Below are 18,835 nucleotides of genomic sequence, written 5' to 3'. Positions count from 1 at the left end.
TTACCCCCAAAATTTTTTATATGACTAAGCAGATATATCTTTGGCTTGCTGTTAGTCTTTGTGTATCTTAGCAAGATTATTCATGCTCGTCTACAAATTGCGCACTTTTTTGGAAATGTCTAACAAGTTTCTCACCTTGTCACATATTTTCCCATAAAGGGGTCAGACCCCTCAACGCTTCTTTACGAGGGCACTGAAAAAGGTTTGTTCGTACCTTTTCAGTGCCCTCGAAGCACTAAAGCGGGCTAGACATAGACAAAAGCAGAGCCTATCCGTTGTAGTGGGATAGGCTCTGCATAGTTTCTCACATTTGTATGATTTCATTCATCATTGTTGCTTTGATTATTTAACCGCAAATGTAATATCTGTTTCACATGCAATCTCGCCATCGACCGTTGCAATGGCATGTCCTTTTCCGATCGGTCCTTTCAAGCGGACAATTTCCACCTCTAGACGTAATTGGTCACCAGGCTTCACTTGTTTTTTAAAACGACAATTATCAATTCCAGCGAAGAAAGCAAGCTTGCCGCGGTTTGCCTCAGGCTTTAAAATCGCAACCGCTCCTACTTGAGCTAGCGCTTCCACAATCAAAACACCTGGCATAACCGGATAGTCAGGAAAATGTCCGTTAAAAAATTCTTCATTCGCACTAACATTTTTAATTCCAACTGCTTTTTTTCCTTCTTCAATTTCCAAAATGCGATCAACTAATAAAAACGGATAACGATGCGGTATAATTTCCTTGATTTCTTCAATAGTAAGCATGAAACATTCATCCCTTCAATATGTATATTTCTTCAATTATAGCATAACTTTCTTGCTAATGAATAACAGCCCAGGTACATGCTTCCAATGCCGAAAGCAAAAAAAAACGAGGACTGCTAGCGTCCTCGAATCATATCTATAATATGGTACCACGTTTCCGGCCTTGTTGCTTCACCAGCTTCACCACCGCCGATGACACTATAGCCAACGATCACGCCTAAAATTAAGCTTCCTCCAACCAAGAGAATCGAAATGACAAGACGAAGCCAAATTGGGATAAGACGCAGACGCTCCTTTTTTGGACGTTTTTTTCTACGTGCCTCTCTTGTGTCTTCTTCATCTTGTTTTTTTTCCTGCGTTTGAAGAGCCAGTGCTTCTGAATCAACAAGTTGCTCGTCTTTGTCATCAAGAGCTTCCTCATCTAAAATATCCTCTGCGGAAAGATCCTCTTCCCCTAATGTGAGCGAGTTTTTGTCATCAAGCTTGTTAAGTTCTTCCACTTCATCTAAGAGCTCTGTCTCGGTCATATGCTCAGAGCTTGTCAGTTCTTGATCAAGCAGCTGTTCGTCGTCATTTGAAGGCTTAGGATCGTTGGAAACACTCTCATTATGCGCGTCATCCAAAGTTTCTTCAGCGTTAGCTGCATCATCTTTTTTTGAAGATTCCTCAAGCTCCGTTTCTTCGGTATTCAAATCCTTCTCTTCTGCTAGCTCTGATTCTATTTTTCGGCTTTTCTCGTTTGATCGATTATCAGTCATCGTTTTCTCCTCAAATCTGTTCAGCCGTTCATGCTGAATTTCTTGCGTCTATTTTTATTATCTGCGGAGACCATTTACTAATCCAGACATTTCATCCGCCATAGAAATAGAACGCGCGTTGAATTGATAATGACGCTGCGCTTCAATTAACTCAGTCATCTCTTTGCTCAAGTCTACATTGGATCCTTCAAGAAACCCTTGGCTTACTGTTTGTCCATTGGACGCAAAATTTTCCTGTACATCTAAAAGTGCCAATCCTAATGCTTGCAGATCAGGAAAACGATACATATTGTCTCCAACAGCATCAAGCAGCTGTGGTTTTAATACATTCGTTAAACCAAGCTGTCCGACGTTTTGCACCGTTCCGTCATTTAATGTAACAAGCAATTGCCCTTCTCCAGAAAAGTTAATAGATTGAAAGTTTCTTGGTAAATTAATACGGTTACCTGCTTGATTTAAAACAAAATCACCATTTCCAGTTACTAGTGCTAAAGTTTGGGCGTTATCCGGGTTTTCCGTTAAATAAAACGCCCCATCTCTTGTTAACCGCTCAACTGGTACACCATTTTCAACTGTTTGAATACGAAAGAAATGATTTTTTTCCGTTAAAGCAAAATCAAGTTCACGGTCGGTTTGCATAAGAGATCCAATTTCTGTTCGAACAGCCGTTTGAGCAATTTTAGCTCCTGTTCCAACACGTATGCCATTCGGGGTAAGACGGCCCACTTCTAGAGCTGCTCTCGATTGATTGTTTACTTGCTGATGAAGCAAATCAGTAAATGTTGATTCACGGCGCTTATATCCTGTTGTGTTTGTGTTTGCAATGTTGTGTGATATCGTATCAAGCTTTCGTTGAATCTGCCCCATTGTATTCGACGCAGCGATCATCGATGTGTTCATCTTCATCCCTCTTCTTATTAAAATACGTGCTCAAACAAGAGCTCAAGCAAGACGCATGCTCTGCAAACAAACATGCGCCAATTTGCTAGATTTACCCTATTCGTCCTATTTCATTCACTGCTTTTTCCATGCTTTGATCATACGCTTGAAGCACTCGTTGGTTTGCTTCAAACGACCGGTATGCACTCATCATTTCTGTCATCGTCTGCTGAGCATCGACATTCGAACGCTCAATGAAGCCTTGCTGCAGCTGAAAACTAATCGCTCCGTTACCAATAGCTGTTGGCAGGTCGCCCTCGCCTTCAAAGCGCAGGAGGCCATTTCCCTCTTTTACAAGCTGCATTGGATCTTCCGCATAGACAACATTTAGCTGTGCAACCTGTACTCCAGCTTGATTAAAAACAAGTCCTTGCTCATTCACACGGAATTCCTCGTTCCCAACTTGAATCGGCTGACCATTCGCACCTAATACGTAATGTCCAGCTGGAGTCGTTAGGAAACCTGCTCCATCAACGGTAAGATTGCCATTTCGTGAATAGCGAACGTCTCCATTTTCATTTTGAATCGTATAAAAAAGAGCGCCTGGTCGTCCTGACTCTGTCACAGGCATAATTCCTTGTAATAAAGCAATATCGGTGTTGTTTCCTGTTTCCATCAAGTCACCTTGGCGGAAGTTTGGCATGCGTTCTTGTAAGTACACACCTGTTGTTAACTCACCAATTGTCTGAGCTGGTCCTGGTGTTCCTTGTGTGTTCATTGCTTTGATCAGCATGTTTGGGAACGCCCTAAGTGATGCTTGATCGGCTTTGAATCCTGGTGTATTGGCATTGGCTAAGTTATTTGTCAACATTTCTTGGCGCTGCTGTTGGGCAATCATCCCTGCCGCAGCCCCGTACATTCCACGAAGCATGCTCGTTCCTCCTGCAACTTTTATATAAAGCTTGTCCGCTTAAATACGCACTTTTTTACTAGACATACGATCTAGATTTTCTAAAATAATCCCCGTTCCTTTTGCAACACAATGCATCGGCTCTTCTGCAACTAGTACAGGAACTTTAAGCTCCTCAGCTAGCAGTTGGTCGATACCGTGCAATAAGGCTCCTCCGCCTGTTAGTATAACGCCGCGATCAATAATGTCCGCTGAAAGCTCTGGAGGGGTTTGTTCTAACACTTGTCGTGAAGCTTGGACTATGTATGAAACAGATTCCAATAATGCTTCTTCAATCTCTTTTGAGTGTACCGTAATTGTTCTTGGAAGTCCACTTACCATATCACGTCCGCGAATGTCAATTTCTTCTTGTCGCCCACCCGGAAATACTGTTGCAACTTGGACTTTGATATTCTCAGCCGTTCTCTCACCAATTAAGAGCTTATACTTCTTCTTTATGTATGCCAAGATGTCTGAGTCAAAGCGATCACCAGCTACTTTTATGGAAGAGGCGGTGACGATATCACCCATCGAAAGAACAGCAACATCTGTTGTTCCACCGCCTATATCTACAACCATGTTTCCGCTTGGCTGGAATATATCCATCCCTGCTCCAATTGCAGCAACTTTTGGTTCTTCTTCCAAATAAACATTTTTCCCACCGCTTTTCTCTGCTGCTTCTCGAATTGCTTTTTGCTCAACTGATGTAATATTAGTTGGGCAGCAGATGAGAATTCTAGGCTTTGAGAAAAGACTTTTGACGTTGATCTTGCTTAAGAAATGTTTGAGCATTGATTCAGTCATTTCGAAGTTTGCAATGACACCGTCTTTCATTGGGCGTAGGGCAACAATATTTCCTGGTGTACGTCCGACCATACGGAACGCTTCCTCCCCTACTGCAAGTACTCGATTGGTTGTTGTTTCAACCGCAACCACAGACGGTTCATTTAGGACAATTCCACTACCTTTTACATAAATGAGGACATTTGCAGTACCTAGATCAATTCCAATATCGCGACCAAACATGATTCTTTTTCCTCCCTGTTATCCGAACATAATCGCATTTAGTATTACGATTTACCTAATTTTTTATTTTATCACATAATGTTCTGACAGGGTCCACTTTTTTGAAAAAATGTTTGACATTAATTTGGTGCTTTAACGATTGTTTCTGTTGAGTCTTCAGATTTCCTATATTTCACCTTTGTAGCTTCTCCTCCGCGCAGGTGACGGATGGACTTGTGATATTCCAGAATTTCCTTCACTTCATTTGCTAGCTCGGGGTTAATTTCTGGCAATCTTTCTGTGAGGTCTTTGTGTACGGTACTTTTTGAGACGCCGAACTCTTTGGCTATCGTTCTCACCGTTTTCTTTGTCTCAACAACATACCTACCTATCTTGATAGTTCGCTCTTTGATGTAATCGTGCACACGACTCGCCTCCTAATTCTGTGTTGGTGATTGGTACAGTTTATTAGGGGGAGTTCACAGATATACCACATTCTTGCAAGGACATGCTTGACTTTTCAGAATTGTATGTTCCTTTTAGACATATCACTTATAGCCAAAAGGTCGGCAAATGTACGTTTGTTGCGTGTTTCAAGGTGATATAACAGCTCACAAAAAAGGTGCGCCGTTGTTAATGCATCTCCTAAAGCTTCGTGGCGATTATAGATTCTTGTGCCAAATTGACTAGCGTAAACTTCTAAATCAAGCATGTGCTTAGAAGGGCTTATATAGCCAATCAGATCAAGCGTATCGATGGTTGTAGGCATATCAATGCGATACTGATGACGCTGTAACTCTTTTTTTATGACTAGCAAGTCGAAGCTCACGTAGTGACCGATCCAAATCGTGCTGTTTGCTCGCTCATTAAATTGTAGATATGCTTCGATCGCTTCAAGAGAGCTAGGCGAATGTCGAATTGTTTCCAAGGAAATACCGGTGAGCTCGGTAATCTCTTCTGGAATATGTCTCTCTGGATTTACATGCATATGAAACGTTTCCTCTTCTAGGACGCGGTTTCCCTTCACATGAACCGCTCCAATTTCAATGAGCCGATCGTGCCTCCCTACCGCAAACCCTGTCGTCTCCGTGTCGAATACTGTAAAGGTGATATCAGAAATCGGGGTGTTAAGTGGCGTTTCAGTGTTGGTGATCGACTGGCTCGCTGGTAAAATGGGTTTCTTCCAAAACACGGAGTGGAGCACCTCCTTTCGCTTTAGCAGAGTGAAGAGGGGTCAGACCCCTCAATACATTCCGACAACTTGGTTCTGCAGTGCTCGAATGGTTTTTAGTGCTAACAGCAGTTCTTCTTTGTCCTTTGTTCGTAAGTAGTTGAAATCTATTAAACTATCATTCTCTCTACCCGTCTGATAAGCTTCCCATCCACGCTCCACACGAATTCGGAGCACCACCTCATAGGCAAAGCACAGTTCATCAGCAGTTTCCTCTGAGAGCACATTTTCATTCACGAGCCATTCTATTTGTTCTAACGGGCTCCCCCCTCCAACGAGCCCTTTTCTCGCACAAAGCAGTTGCAAGCAATGATGAAACGGAAATAGTGCCTGTTTTTTTAAGTCCACCGATTCCCGCTTCATCCGAAACAGCGCACGAATTGGATGATCAAACGTCGGCACAGGCTTTTCTTTCTCAAGTTCAGCCATTCTATATAAGAAGATACGTGACCGCTCAAGTTGTTCTTTCACACCTGCGACAAATTGATCGTGCAACGCTTCATCGCCATAAACGTAACGGAACGCCAAGAAGTTATGCGCAAGCAAAATGTTGTCATTCGTTGCCCGCACACCCCAGCTGCGCAATCGCTCCTTCCAAACGGTAAGTGTCCCGCGCCACTGCTCCTCACTCGCCATCATCAAACCTTTACACCGCTTATAGCCAGCTGCCTCTAAACAACGAACGATCTCACCACCTAACTTTTCAAAATAATCATCAACCACCACCTGATCGCCACCATCCTCATAAACGAGAAAATGATCCTGATCGGTTAACATAAATTGTTCCTTCCGACCGCCGCTCCCCATCATATACCAAGCAAATGCAACAGGCGGCTCACCGACCTCACTAACAGCAAGCTCAATCGCATGCCGAACGAATCGATCATACAGTTTTGTCATCACATCAAGCGTATGGACTGTTGGGATCCCGTCTTGAATCAAATTTCCTAACACATCATAAAAAGCAGGCTTCAGCTCATGAATCGTCTCAACTGTTGACTCCTCAACGTTTTGCAAAAGCTCCATCGTCCCTCGATTTTTCTTCCGCAGTAAATCAGATAATGTCACCATCCCAATGACACGGCCGCGATCCATCACCGGCAAATGCTTAATGCCATTCATCAGAAAACTCGACATTGCTTCGTAGTAGTACGCGTCCCGGGCAATAATGAAAGGGTGTGGAGTCATGATTTCACGAGCGACAGTCCCAGCACCTAATCCGCGCGCGACCACACGTTGCACGAGATCCTTTTCCGTTACAATCCCAATCAATTGGTCGCTATCATTTAATACGACAACTGAACTTGTGGAATGTTCCACCATCTTTCCTGCAATGTCCTGCACATCATCGTCCATATCCGCAACAACAACAGGTTCATTCATAATATCTTGAACTCTACGAATAAAAGGTTCGCTCTCTCCCCATTTGCTTGCTAGCTGTACTTGCTCAGCAAATGAACCATATATGTCACGCAGGCGAATCGTCGCTTGCTGCAACGCAAAATCTCGTACAGCCGGGTCTTCCCAGCGCATTTTGACAACAGTGTATGGAATATGAAGACATACCGACTCCTCCACAGCACCGACTTCTACCTCGTAGCGCTTGGGGTCCTCTGTTTTTCCTCCTAAAAAATCGGCTAAGCTTGAAAAACCAATCATATCGTTTTGCTCAAGCACCTCCAGGACCTCCTTCTGTTGGTACTGCCCAAGCTCTGTTGCAACAAAAACTTCTGCTACCCCCTTTAGGATAAGCAGAAGTCCTTCTCTTGGTGCCTTCTTGTAAAGCACCTTGTCGCCTTTTTGATAGGATTTGAGAGCGCAGGCACCCAAGCATTCGGTAAACTCAGAGTCACTGAGCCCTTTGAAGATTGGGTGCTCACGGATTTGCGTGTCGAACTTATTTTCCTGCTCCCTCATCCATCCATACCTCGCCGTCGCGATACGTCATTTGTTCTGGATAACGGAGGTCAACGACTTCATCTTGAAGTTTTTGCGATGGTGCTGCTGTCATTTTTGAAACAAGGATCGTAACAAGCAGGTTAATTGGAACCCCAATTAAACCAGCACCTGTATCTTGAATACCAAATAGTGTTATGCCTGAACGTGCTAAGAAAATATATGTGAGTGTAACCGTTAATCCTGTTAACATCCCTGCAATCGCACCTTGTTTGTTACAACGTTTCCACCATACACCTAGAAGCAAGACTGGGAAGAATGTTCCACCTGCAAGACCAAACGCCCAAGCAACAATTTGAGTAATAACCCCTGGTGGATTAAGCGCCACAACTCCTGCGACAACCGTTGCTAACACAATTGCCCAACGTCCTGCCGCTAAGCGCTTTTTATCACTTGCATCTGGTTTTAATAAACGGTAGTAAATATCATGTGCAAACGAAGACGAGATCGTAATCAATAGACCACCGGCTGTTGAAAGGGCGGCTGCCATCGCACCGGCTGCAACTAAACCGATAACAAACACACCAAGGTTCGCAATTTCCGGTGTCGCCATGACGACGATATCATTTGAAATGACAATCTCAGACCATTGAAGAATTCCGTCCCCATTCGTATCAGCAAGCTGTAACAACCCTGTGTTCACCCATGTTTCTGTCCATGCTGGTAATTGATCAAGCGGCTGACCTGCTACACGCGTCATTAAGATGAAACGAGAGAATGCTGCATAAGCAGGAGCTGATAAGTATAGAAGGGCGATAAAAACAAGTGCCCAAGCGCCGCTCCAACGTGCTGCTTTCATCGTTGTTACTGTGTAGAAACGAACGATAACGTGCGGAAGCGCAGCTGTACCAACCATTAATGTAAACATAAGAGCAATAAATTGTGATTTGTCGCTTTCAGCAAATGGAGCAAAATACTCCGATATCCCGAGTTCTCGGTCAAGCTCTCCAAGCTGTGTGACGATGTTTCCATATGTTAACCATGGCAGCGGATTGTTTGTCACTTGCAAAGACATGAAGACAATTGGAATAATGTAGGCAATAATTAAGATCATGTATTGTGCTACTTGTGTCCACGTGATTCCTTTCATCCCGCCTAGTGTCGCGTAGATCGCGATAACAACAACCCCGATCATCGTCCCGTACATTGCAGGGATGCTGAGGATACGCCCGATAACAACCCCGGAACCTGCAAGCTGACCGATAATGTAGGTAAAACTGATGATAATCGTCGCAATCGCAGCGATTAGTCGCGCGGCGTTACTATCAAAACGGTCACCGATAAATTCAGGAACCGTGTAACGTCCATATTTTCTAAGCTGTGGTGCTAGTAAGAAAGTAAGGAATAAGTACCCACCAGTCCAACCCATTATGTAGGCTAAACCATCATACCCAAGAATCATAACTGTTCCAGCCATCCCAATGAATGAGGCTGCACTCATCCAGTCTCCACCAATTGCCATTCCGTTCCAGAAAGGCGGTACACCGCGGCTTGCTACGTAAAAGTCAGAGGTTGCTTTTGCCCTGTTGTAGACAGAAATACCAATATAAAGTCCAAATGTAGCCAAAATGAGAAGTAACGACACAATTGTTTGCTGATCCATTGATTTATTCCCCCCTGCAGGTCTCTATTTTCCGTTTCAAACCTAGTGATCTAACACCTTGCCAGAACTAACTCTCGTATTATGTTCCTCATCAATTCCAAACTTTTTATCGATCTGATCACTTATGATAGCGTTTCCGAATAACAGGATAACGAATGTAACAACAGCTCCTTGTGCCCCCATATAATAATGGGCCGGCATTCCCATAATCGTAAATTCTGCAAAGCGTTCAGCAAAGGCTACAACACCAAACGAAACAAGACCACCGATGAATAAGCAAATGACGACTAGCCAAGTACGAGCACGAAAGTATGCATCCGCCACTTTTTTATCAATTTTCTTCACAACTCATTCCTCCTCGTTTTTTATCAATCTCGTTTTTATGTGCAGCTGGCTAAGCTACTTCATCGCCTCCTTTACAGAGTAAACTTATCTTTTAAATGGCTCTTAGGTGTCGTTGGATTTTGTGACAGGACTTGCAGCGTTTGAGAGGTTTTTGCTTTTTTGAAATGTACATGTTGATGATCGTCACAATCGGTACAAAAATAAAGAAAATCGGGTGAACGGTGAAAACTAACAGCATTGCTAATACCCATGGCAGCACACTGAGAAAAATGACATACCTCGAATTCGGCATATCTTCGAGTTCTCCACGTTTACACTGCGAGCATACTGAATGGTCGGTCTGAATTAGACGTAGGTGACTCCTATTTTTCTTTGCCATTTTATCTCAACCCCATAATAAATCTTACTGTTTCAAAGAAGCCGAGTGGTACCATTGCAATTTGGACAATCATATAGATGAAAATGGAGATAAAGGGGACGGACAACAATAATGGTTTTTTCAAGCGAAATGTAAAAATAATCGATAACAGCAAAATTACTAGAAAGACATACATCATTTTAGATCCCTCCAACGTTACTTTGTAAGCGTTATCATTATTATCCAAAAAAAAGGTGACTGTTACAGTGGAAATCTCGGACCAACCATCTGTTCTATATCACATTATTTCAAAATTTCAGATTGTTGTCAAACATTTCTGTACGACAAAAAAACACAAACTGACTTTCAATTGTAAGTCAGTTTGTGTTTGGCTTCGTTTAGCCGATTTCACTTTGTTCTTCTTCGTCTTCACCTTCGTCATTGTTTTCTTCAGGTGTGACTTCTTCTTCATCTGTCGTGCCATCTTCTTTGCCATCTTCTTCTTCAGCTGGCTTTTCTTCTTCTTTTTCTTGTTCATCCGCAACGTCTCTTACAGAGTCAATTGGTTGTTGGAACACATCATTTGGATTGACAGCAACGCCATCATAACGAATTTCAAAGTGTACGTGGATTCCAGCATCAGCATTGTAGCTGTTGCGTCCTGCGCGGCCAAGAATCTCACCTTGCTCAAGTGTTGCACCTTCTTCCACTTCCACATTTTCTAAACTGTGGTAGTGTGTAACGACACCGTCTTCATGGGAAATTTCAACGACATACCCTAGCAATGAATCTTTCTCTGCTCTTACTACTGTTCCACTTAGGGCAGCAGCTACTTCAAAGCTTTCACCATCTACATGAGCGAAGTCCATTCCTTTATTTGGGAAATACGTATTATTGTAGTATACAAGAGCTTCTTGCTGTTCTTCAGGTGAACCATTCACATCATAGAAATAACCAACAACAGTAACTTCTTCTTCATCAACGACAGGCATTTTTACAACTTCAGATGAAGCCGTAACAGCTACAGCATCTTCACCATATGGATTCATATCTCCAGTATAGTTTGGATCTGTTACTTCAACACTATCTTCTGGTGCTGCTGACTCGTCTCCACCTTGCATAACGAAAACGGCACTTAACACACCAGCTGCTGCTACTAAGTATACTGCAGGTAATACCCAGCGCTTACGTAATAAACTTTTTACATTTAATTTTTCTTCAGATTTAGAAGAGCGATTGTTTTCTTCTTCTCTCATTTTCCATCACCTCAGCAATCATTCTGATCAGATTGCTAGAAATGTATACATCTTGCAAAAACTTTTTTTAAATTAGTTTTCGACAAATGGGTTTCTTTTATGCATTTTATTAAAAAAAGTTATGAATTGGCTTAGTGTTGCGGGTTGGTGAGAGGTTTTTTTAGAAAACTGGTTTCGCATACTTTGTTGTTTTTATGGGTTACGCGTCCTTCACATGTTCGTTCCATTGCGCTCCAGCCACTCGCTTTCCACGGGGAGGTGCCGAGCCTCCTCGGCTGCGCCTGCGGGGTCTCGCCCTTACCTCTGCATCCCGCAGGAGTCGAGTGACTTCCGCTCCATTTCACTACGAGGAAAAAAATTTACTAGCAACCATCTTTACGAAAACAGCCTTTTAGGAAAAAACAATACTCTTAATATTATCGTAGGTCTAATTAAATAAAAAAAGACCCTTGAACAAGGATCTTTCTCTCATTCATTATTCCGCTTTTGCTAACATTTCAGATACAAATGGATCGACTGGCTGGATTTCTACCCCTTTATAATAGTGGTGGATGATGTCGGTATAGTTGCTGCCTTCCTTCGCCATGCCATCAGCTCCAAATTGGCTCATTCCAACACCATGACCCCATCCTCTTGTTTGAATCGTAATCTGCTCTCCTTGACGCTGCCACTGAAAGTCAGATGAGTCTAGCGCTAATTTATCTCTCACATCACGTCCAGAAAACTCTTTTCCATTGATAACTACCTTGGCCACGCGTCCACCCTCTGTACGCTCTAAAATGGCCCCTACTGAGCCGTCTTCAGGCAGTGTGACTCCAAGCTTTTCTTGAAACTCACTAACTGTCACACTTGTTTCTGAGTTAAATCGAGGGGACACTTGATCCCATGGGCTTTCTACACTACGTAAATAAGGGATTTCATCTCCCCAATAGTCTTCTGAGTTCTCAGTATAGCCGTTGCTCGTTGAGAAGAACAACGCATCAATCGGCTCCCCTTCATACGTTAACACTTGGCCTTGAGTCGACAACACAGCCTCCTGAATTCGCGCCATGTTACGCTCGTAATCATCACCCCAAAGCTCTCTTAACTCTTCTTCATTTTTATAGACTTGATGATTTGTCGTATCCGTCACCATCGCCCCTTCTGGCAGCTGTTCAGAACGCGGTTGTAAAATATGCTTCACCATATAAGTACGTGCCGTTAACGCTTGTGCCTTTAAAGCTTCCATTTCAAAATTGGCGTGCATTTCAGACGCCACCACCCCCATAACATACCTTTCTAAAGGAGTTTCCTCCAATTGTTCGGTTGCCGTTCGAAAAACGGTCACGGCGACATCGTCCTCAGGGACATATGAAAATTGCTCTTCTGCCTCTTCTAACGTGATTGTCCGAGTGACGGTCGTCGTACTCTCTGCAGGATCTGAAAGAAATACTACTAATACTGCTGGAATAATGAGCACAACTGTGCATAAAATAGTGGCTACAACGAGAAGTCGTTTCATGTCTGATCCTCCATTTACTAATCTGTCTAAAAAAGTATATGAAAGCTTGGCAGGAAATAGAACTCACTTGCGATATGTAAAAATAAGAGATTTTGCAGGGAAGTGTGGGTGTAAAGAGGAGTTATGGAGCGGACTGTTAAGCGAATTATACAAAAACTGCCAAACAAAAAAGAAGATACAAACCACTATACGATTTGTACCTTCTTGCTATCCATAATTAGATTGATTTGATTTGTAGCGGAGCTGGAGCTTCTAGATTTTCAATTTCTTCTTCTAGTTCTTCCTCAATTCGTTCTACATCTGCACCTAGTGCTTGAAGCTTTCCAGCTAAGTTAACGTATCCGCGGTCGATATGTTTTAACTCCATTACTCGAGTAACGCCATCCGCGATCAGACCTGCAATGATTAAGGCAGCCCCTGCACGTAAGTCAGTTGCAGAAACTTCTGCGCCTTGAAGATTGTTTGGTCCTGTGATAATAGCTGAACGGCCTTCGATCTTAATGTTCGAGTTCATACGACGAAATTCTTCTACATGCATGAAACGATTTTCGAATACTGTTTCTGTAATGACACCTGTTCCGTGTGCAGCTAGCAGTAATGCCATCATTTGTGCTTGCATATCAGTTGGGAACCCTGGATGAGGCATTGTCTTAAAGTCAACTGGTTTTAACTTCTCAGGTCCCACAACGCGTAACCCGTTCTCTTCTTCAATGATCTTGACGCCCATTTCGCCCATTTTTGCAATAAGTGGACGTAAGTGTTCAGAAACAGCACCTTCGACTAATACATCACCTTTTGTGATCGCAGCTGCTACCATGAATGTTCCAGCTTCGATACGATCAGGGATAACCGTGTGCTCTGCACCTACTAATTCGTCAACACCCTCGATACGGATTTCACCAGTACCAGCACCGCGGACTTTCGCGCCCATCGCGTTCAAGTAATTAGCAACACAAACAATTTCAGGCTCTTCTGCAGCATTTTCAATAATCGTCGTTCCCTCTGCCATTGCAGCTGCCATCATGATGTTTTCAGTTGCACCTACACTTGGGAAGTCTAGATAAATTTTTGCACCTTGCAAGCGTCCGTCAATGCGTGCTTCAATAAATCCATTTCCGATCTCTACAGTTGCACCCATTGCTTCGAACCCTTTTAAGTGTTGATCAATTGGTCGTGAACCAATTGCACAACCGCCAGGAAGAGCAATTCTTGCTTTTCCTACACGCGCAAGAAGAGGTCCCATTACAAGGAAAGAAGCTCTCATCTTACGTACATATTCAAATGGTGCTTCTGTCTTTAATGGTTTTTCTGCATTTACAGTAAATTTCCCATCTACATATTTCACATCGATATTTAAATTGCTTAATACTTCTTTCATCGTGTATACATCTGCCAATTGTGGCACATCATATATGTGGCTTGTGCCGCGGCCTGCTAGGATTGATGCAGCAATTACAGGTAAGACTGCGTTTTTCGCGCCTTCTACCTTAACAGTGCCGCGTAGCTGATTGCCACCCCGGACAATAATTTTTTCCAACGTATTCCCCTCCGCGTCTAAATTATAGTCTCTTCTCTATCATCAATATTCAGTCGTAATAATAGGCGTTCCTATTGTCAACGTTGTCCCTGCGCCCAATCCTTCATTGAAGTCTCAAATTGCAACTTGGACATTCATATTTTTTTACTTTTTTTCTAATTATGGTGTCCATTTTGAATTATACGCGGAAAAGGAGAACAAACTGAGTAAGTCAGTGAGCTAACCGTTTCAGCTTAAAATTCTAAGATCCCACTCTCTCTCTCGTATCTTTGTTGGGAGAATCTGCTTGAAACCTCTATAGGACATATAGCCGCAACCCAATTCTTACATTAATATTGCATACTATATTAGATTCAAGAACAGATCCATTCGTTCCATGTACCGTACAGATGCCTAGGTACGTTGTTCATTGGTGTTGGATAAAGCGTTAAATGAAATTGATCCGGAACCTAATCGCTTGGATTTTTATGTAAAGTGAGCATGTCTATTCAGTCCCATCTATATCACCAATCCATCATGCTGTTCGATCTAGAGCTCATCAATCCATCGAATGTTTTCAACGCAGCTGCGTGCGGAATGCTCAATTCTTTAAACGATCGAATGTGCCCTAAAGTTTCATTTTTTTGAAACCCAGTGAATGGTTGCTGATATGAAAAAACGTCTATTTTTGCCCGCTGAACATCTTCATACCCTTTAACAGAAAGATTCAAACCAATTACAAGAACAATCAAACCTTACCCACGTTGTGTTCTCCTCCCCAAGAAAACGTTTATTACTATCATTTTTTCCTGAAGTGGACTCTGCATACATGGAAGTTGTAGTCAAACTTGAAAGTGCTTACTCCCACAAATACTTAAGCATTTGTGAAGAATATAGATAATCAAGAAAGAACTGACTAACCAATTGAGCAATGGCAATCGTCACGATTATCATAAGGACTTTTGCCTTCGGACCCTTTGGTTCTCTTACAAAAAGATCAAATCGAAAAGATTGTAATGCCCACCATGTAACGCCAATGAAAAACACATTGACCACAATATGTATGACCGCTTGCTGTCCCAATCCATCAAACATCGTCATCATTACTCCCTTACTCATGATCAAAAAACGGCGAACCTACCTTTGTATCAGCATCTCTACAAATTTCAGCCCATTTTCCATCATAACTGATTCATTGTAAAAAATCCACATGATTTTTCTAGTTGTTCGGACCTATTTTAGTCCCAATAAAAAAGGACGTTTTACCCTTTTTTATTGGGACTAAGCAATGAGCGCAGCCGCTGCTGTCTTTTAAGCCTTAAGGAGCGGGTTTCTCCTTAAGGCGCGCAGCGTGCGGAGCAATTGCCACTCGCCGTAGCATACACTCCTAAAAGGACGATCTTCCCTTTTTTCATTGGGACTAAGCAATGTACCAACCGCCGTTGTCTCTTAAGCCTTTTGAGTGGGTCTAAAATAAGCGTACGGCGCGCGGAGCCATTGCCACTCTTTGTAGCACACCTTCTAAAGGACGTTTCACCCTCTTTATAGCACTTCGTAATGCACTAAAAATACAATAAACCAACACTGAAAAAAGTACTAGCTAAACCGCTCATTTTGCACCATTTCCCACAAAAAACACACAATTCCCGTTAACAAATCCGACACAATCTAAATATTTCAATAAAAGTAGAACAAAAAAGCACAATTAAAATGGAATAAATAGGAAGTGGCAGTTCCACATCTATAGTATTAGCAAAACAAAAAAATAAGACACCAAAAGGCGTCTTATTTTTGTAAAGATTATTTACCTGCAACATCAAGACGGTTTACAGCTCTTCTAAGTGCTAATTCAGCACGTTTGAAGTCAATTTCGTCTGATCTAGCTGAATCAATGCGTTGTCTCGCACGTTTTTCAGCTTCTTTTGCACGGTCTACATCAATATCTGAAGGCAACTCAGCTGCCTCTGCTAAAATCGTTACCTGGTCTGGACGGACTTCAACAAATCCACCAGTCACAGCTACTTTTTCCACAGTGGTGCCTTTATTTAAGCGTACAGCTCCAACAGTTAATGGAGCAACTAACGGGATGTGATTTGGTAAAATACCGAGCTCGCCTTCTACTGTGCGAACAACGACCATATCAACAGCACCGTCATACACCTTGCCATCAGGAGTAACAACACTTACTTGAATTGTCGGCATTTGAAAACCCTCCTAAAGTAGCAAAACCGGGTTTTAATATTTGATAAGACGCTATTTACGCCATTTCTTTTGCTTTTTCAACTACTTCTTCAATACGACCAACTAGACGGAATGCATCTTCAGGAAGATCGTCGTACTTACCTGAAAGAATTTCTTTGAAACCTTTGATCGTTTCTTTAACTGGTACATAAGATCCCGGCTGGCCAGTGAACTGCTCAGCAACGTGGAAGTTTTGAGATAAGAAGAATTGGATACGACGCGCACGCGCAACGATCAACTTATCTTCCTCAGAAAGCTCGTCCATACCAAGGATCGCAATGATATCTTGTAATTCTTTATACTTTTGAAGTGTCGATTGTACTTCACGTGCAATACCATAATGCTCTTCTCCAACGATTTCAGGAGAAAGGGCGCGTGATGTTGACGCAAGTGGATCAACCGCTGGGTAAATACCCATCTCAGAAAGTTTACGCTCAAGGTTTGTCGTTGCATCTAAGTGAGCAAACGTCGTTGCTGGAGCTGGATCCGTATAGTCATCGGCTGGTACATAGATCGCTTGGATCGATGTTACTGAACCAACTTTTGTTGATGTGATACGCTCTTGTAATTGACCCATTTCTGTAGCAAGTGTTGGTTGGTAACCAACGGCAGATGGCATACGACCTAATAGGGCCGAAACCTCTGAACCTGCTTGCGTGAAACGGAAGATGTTATCGATGAAAAGAAGTACGTCTTGTCCATCGCGATCACGGAAATGCTCTGCCATTGTTAAGCCAGAAAGTGCAACACGCATACGTGCTCCAGGCGGCTCGTTCATTTGACCGAATACCATTGCCGTTTTCTTAATAACGCCAGAGTCTGTCATCTCGTGGAAAAGGTCATTTCCTTCACGAGTACGCTCACCTACACCAGCAAATACCGAGATACCGCCGTGCTCTTGAGCGATGTTGTTAATTAATTCTTGGATAAGTACCGTCTTACCTACACCGGCACCTCCAAATAGACCGATCTTACCACCTTTAACGTATGGTGCAAGAAGGTCAACGACTTTGATCCCTGTTTCAAGGATTTCCGTCGTAGTTGAAAGCTCTTCAAATTTCGGAGCTTCACGGTGAATTGGATCACGCTTCACATCTGCTGGAACTTGATCTTTTAGATCGATTGCTTCTCCAAGCACGTTGAATACACGTCCAAGTGTAGCTTCACCAACAGGTACAGAAATTGGCGCACCTGTATCTACTGCTTCTGTTCCACGTACTAGACCATCCGTTGAATCCATTGCAACTGTACGAACTGAGTTATCGCCAAGGTGCAAGGCAACTTCAAGAGTAACGTTTACATCAACAGCATTGTTATCGCTCTTTTGCGAAACAGTTAATGCATTGTTGATTTCAGGAAGGTTTCCACTGTCGAATTTTACGTCAACAACTGGACCCATTACCTGAGTAATGCGACCTTTATTCATTTTTTAGTCCCTCCTATTCACTACTACTCACCGGGTGAAGGATTCTTCTTAGCTTCCTTCTTCCTCTTCATTTCACTTATCTAATGAGAGCCTCCCTTTCGCAGGGAGACCTCCTCTAAATGGTTCTATTCGAGAGCTGCTGCCCCGCCAACGATTTCCGTAATTTCTTGCGTAATCGCTGCTTGACGTGCTCGGTTGTATACTAATGTTAAATCATCAATGAGAGCAGTTGCATTGTCTGTTGCAGCGCTCATTGCCGTCATACGTGCACCAAATTCACTTGCTTTTGCATCAAGCAATGCACCGAAAATAAGGCTCTCTGCATATTGTGGCAATAAACGTTCTAAAATGGCTTGCTCAGACGGCTCATACTCATACGCTGTCGTCGTCACACCTTCCGCAATGTTTGTAAGCGGCAAGAGCTTTGACTCCGTTACTTCCTGTGTAAGTGCACTTACGAAGTGGTTGTACCACACGTATAGCTCATCAAACACCCCATCAGAAAACATCTCAACTGTTGTCTTCGCCAAATTTTTAATATCGTTAAAATCTGGTTGATCCGCTAGCCCAGTGATTTCTTGAATGATTGGAAGATTACGTTTTTTGAATAAGTCACGTCCGATTCGACCGATGACAATAATTCCGTACTCATCAGGTGATTTATGACGCTCACTAATCGTTTTGAGAAGGGAACGAATTAAACTTGCATTGTAACCTCCAGCTAACCCACGGTCAGAAGTGATCACAACATAGCCTGTTTTCTTTACCGGACGCTCTTCTAGCATCGGGTGAGAAACTTCTGTTGAAGAAGATGCAATACTTGCAACCACCTCACGAATTTTTTCCGTGTATGGTTGGAATGACTGTGCATTCGCTTGAGCCCGGTTCAACTTAGCAGCTGATACCATTTGCATCGCCTTTGTAATTTGCTTTGTCTTCTTTGTCGAAGTAATTCGTCCTTTTATATCTCGCATTGAAGCCATTTCTTTTCACCACCTTTTCGCAAAAACTAATCCGATCTACCTAAGATGTTCAAATGTCAGTTG

19 protein-coding genes are annotated in these 18,835 nt (G+C 42.7%); all 19 read right to left on the bottom strand.

Features of this window, described 5'->3' with window-relative positions:
* Positions 1-342 precede the first annotated feature (342 nt).
* On the bottom strand, positions 343-765 hold the full coding sequence (gene fabZ, locus MF646_RS12520; protein ID WP_250096842.1) for a 3-hydroxyacyl-ACP dehydratase FabZ: 423 nt from the start codon (positions 763-765) through the stop codon (positions 343-345).
* A 116-nt stretch (positions 766-881) separates the two neighbouring features.
* Positions 882-1,523: a DNA-directed RNA polymerase subunit beta gene (locus MF646_RS12515; protein ID WP_250096841.1), complete on the bottom strand. Its 642-nt coding sequence runs from the start codon at positions 1,521-1,523 to the stop codon at positions 882-884.
* Positions 1,524-1,580: 57 nt separating this feature from the next.
* Positions 1,581-2,423 carry a flagellar hook-basal body protein gene (locus MF646_RS12510; protein WP_250096840.1) on the bottom strand — a complete coding sequence of 281 codons (843 nt, stop codon included), beginning with the start codon at positions 2,421-2,423 and terminating at the stop codon, positions 1,581-1,583.
* 91 nt (positions 2,424-2,514) lie between these two features.
* Positions 2,515-3,333 carry a flagellar hook-basal body protein gene (locus MF646_RS12505; RefSeq protein WP_250096839.1) on the bottom strand — a complete coding sequence of 273 codons (819 nt, stop codon included), beginning with the start codon at positions 3,331-3,333 and terminating at the stop codon, positions 2,515-2,517.
* Between the two features lie 39 nt (positions 3,334-3,372).
* A complete protein-coding gene (mreB, locus tag MF646_RS12500) occupies positions 3,373-4,377 on the bottom strand; it encodes a rod shape-determining protein (protein ID WP_250096838.1) in 1,005 nt (334 codons plus the stop codon).
* 119 nt (positions 4,378-4,496) lie between these two features.
* Positions 4,497-4,781 carry a sporulation transcriptional regulator SpoIIID gene (gene spoIIID, locus MF646_RS12495; protein ID WP_250096837.1) on the bottom strand — a complete coding sequence of 95 codons (285 nt, stop codon included), beginning with the start codon at positions 4,779-4,781 and terminating at the stop codon, positions 4,497-4,499.
* Positions 4,782-4,876: 95 nt separating this feature from the next.
* Positions 4,877-5,560, bottom strand: a complete 684-nt coding sequence (locus MF646_RS12490; RefSeq protein WP_420842501.1) for a 3'-5' exonuclease — start codon at positions 5,558-5,560, stop codon at positions 4,877-4,879.
* Between the two features lie 39 nt (positions 5,561-5,599).
* Positions 5,600-7,264: a DUF294 nucleotidyltransferase-like domain-containing protein gene (locus MF646_RS12485; RefSeq protein WP_250096836.1), complete on the bottom strand. Its 1,665-nt coding sequence runs from the start codon at positions 7,262-7,264 to the stop codon at positions 5,600-5,602.
* Between the two features lie 220 nt (positions 7,265-7,484).
* Positions 7,485-9,146 (bottom strand): sodium:solute symporter family protein, encoded by a 1,662-nt coding sequence (locus tag MF646_RS12480; protein ID WP_250096835.1) that lies wholly within the window; start codon positions 9,144-9,146, stop codon positions 7,485-7,487.
* Positions 9,147-9,188: 42 nt separating this feature from the next.
* Positions 9,189-9,491: a DUF4212 domain-containing protein gene (locus MF646_RS12475; protein WP_250096834.1), complete on the bottom strand. Its 303-nt coding sequence runs from the start codon at positions 9,489-9,491 to the stop codon at positions 9,189-9,191.
* A 380-nt stretch (positions 9,492-9,871) separates the two neighbouring features.
* On the bottom strand, positions 9,872-10,048 hold the full coding sequence (locus MF646_RS12470; RefSeq protein ID WP_250096833.1) for a hypothetical protein: 177 nt from the start codon (positions 10,046-10,048) through the stop codon (positions 9,872-9,874).
* Positions 10,049-10,247: 199 nt separating this feature from the next.
* Positions 10,248-11,105 (bottom strand): stage II sporulation protein SpoIIQ, encoded by an 858-nt coding sequence (locus tag MF646_RS12465; protein WP_250096832.1) that lies wholly within the window; start codon positions 11,103-11,105, stop codon positions 10,248-10,250.
* A 475-nt stretch (positions 11,106-11,580) separates the two neighbouring features.
* The gene (spoIID, locus tag MF646_RS12460; protein WP_250096831.1) at positions 11,581-12,606 is read right to left on the bottom strand and encodes a stage II sporulation protein D; all 1,026 of its coding nucleotides are present in this window, start codon (positions 12,604-12,606) and stop codon (positions 11,581-11,583) included.
* Between the two features lie 217 nt (positions 12,607-12,823).
* Positions 12,824-14,143 carry a UDP-N-acetylglucosamine 1-carboxyvinyltransferase gene (murA, locus tag MF646_RS12455; protein ID WP_250096830.1) on the bottom strand — a complete coding sequence of 440 codons (1,320 nt, stop codon included), beginning with the start codon at positions 14,141-14,143 and terminating at the stop codon, positions 12,824-12,826.
* Between the two features lie 503 nt (positions 14,144-14,646).
* Positions 14,647-14,874: a hypothetical protein gene (locus MF646_RS12450; protein ID WP_250096829.1), complete on the bottom strand. Its 228-nt coding sequence runs from the start codon at positions 14,872-14,874 to the stop codon at positions 14,647-14,649.
* A 106-nt stretch (positions 14,875-14,980) separates the two neighbouring features.
* Positions 14,981-15,217 (bottom strand): DUF1146 family protein, encoded by a 237-nt coding sequence (locus MF646_RS12445; RefSeq protein WP_250096828.1) that lies wholly within the window; start codon positions 15,215-15,217, stop codon positions 14,981-14,983.
* A gap of 705 nt (positions 15,218-15,922) precedes the next feature.
* The gene (locus MF646_RS12440) at positions 15,923-16,324 is read right to left on the bottom strand and encodes a F0F1 ATP synthase subunit epsilon (protein ID WP_250096827.1); all 402 of its coding nucleotides are present in this window, start codon (positions 16,322-16,324) and stop codon (positions 15,923-15,925) included.
* A gap of 55 nt (positions 16,325-16,379) precedes the next feature.
* Entirely contained in the window at positions 16,380-17,789 is a 1,410-nt protein-coding gene (gene atpD / locus MF646_RS12435) for a F0F1 ATP synthase subunit beta (RefSeq protein WP_250096826.1), read from the bottom strand.
* A 125-nt stretch (positions 17,790-17,914) separates the two neighbouring features.
* Complete coding sequence (locus MF646_RS12430) at positions 17,915-18,772, bottom strand: F0F1 ATP synthase subunit gamma (RefSeq protein WP_250096825.1); 858 nt, start codon at positions 18,770-18,772, stop codon at positions 17,915-17,917.
* Positions 18,773-18,835 lie beyond the last annotated feature (63 nt).

Origin of the sequence: Halalkalibacter alkaliphilus, from assembly GCF_023555415.1 — a bacterium.
GTDB classification, from domain to species: domain Bacteria; phylum Bacillota; class Bacilli; order Bacillales; family Bacillaceae_D; genus Halalkalibacter; species Halalkalibacter alkaliphilus.
This window is presented reverse-complemented; position numbering and strand designations above follow the sequence as displayed.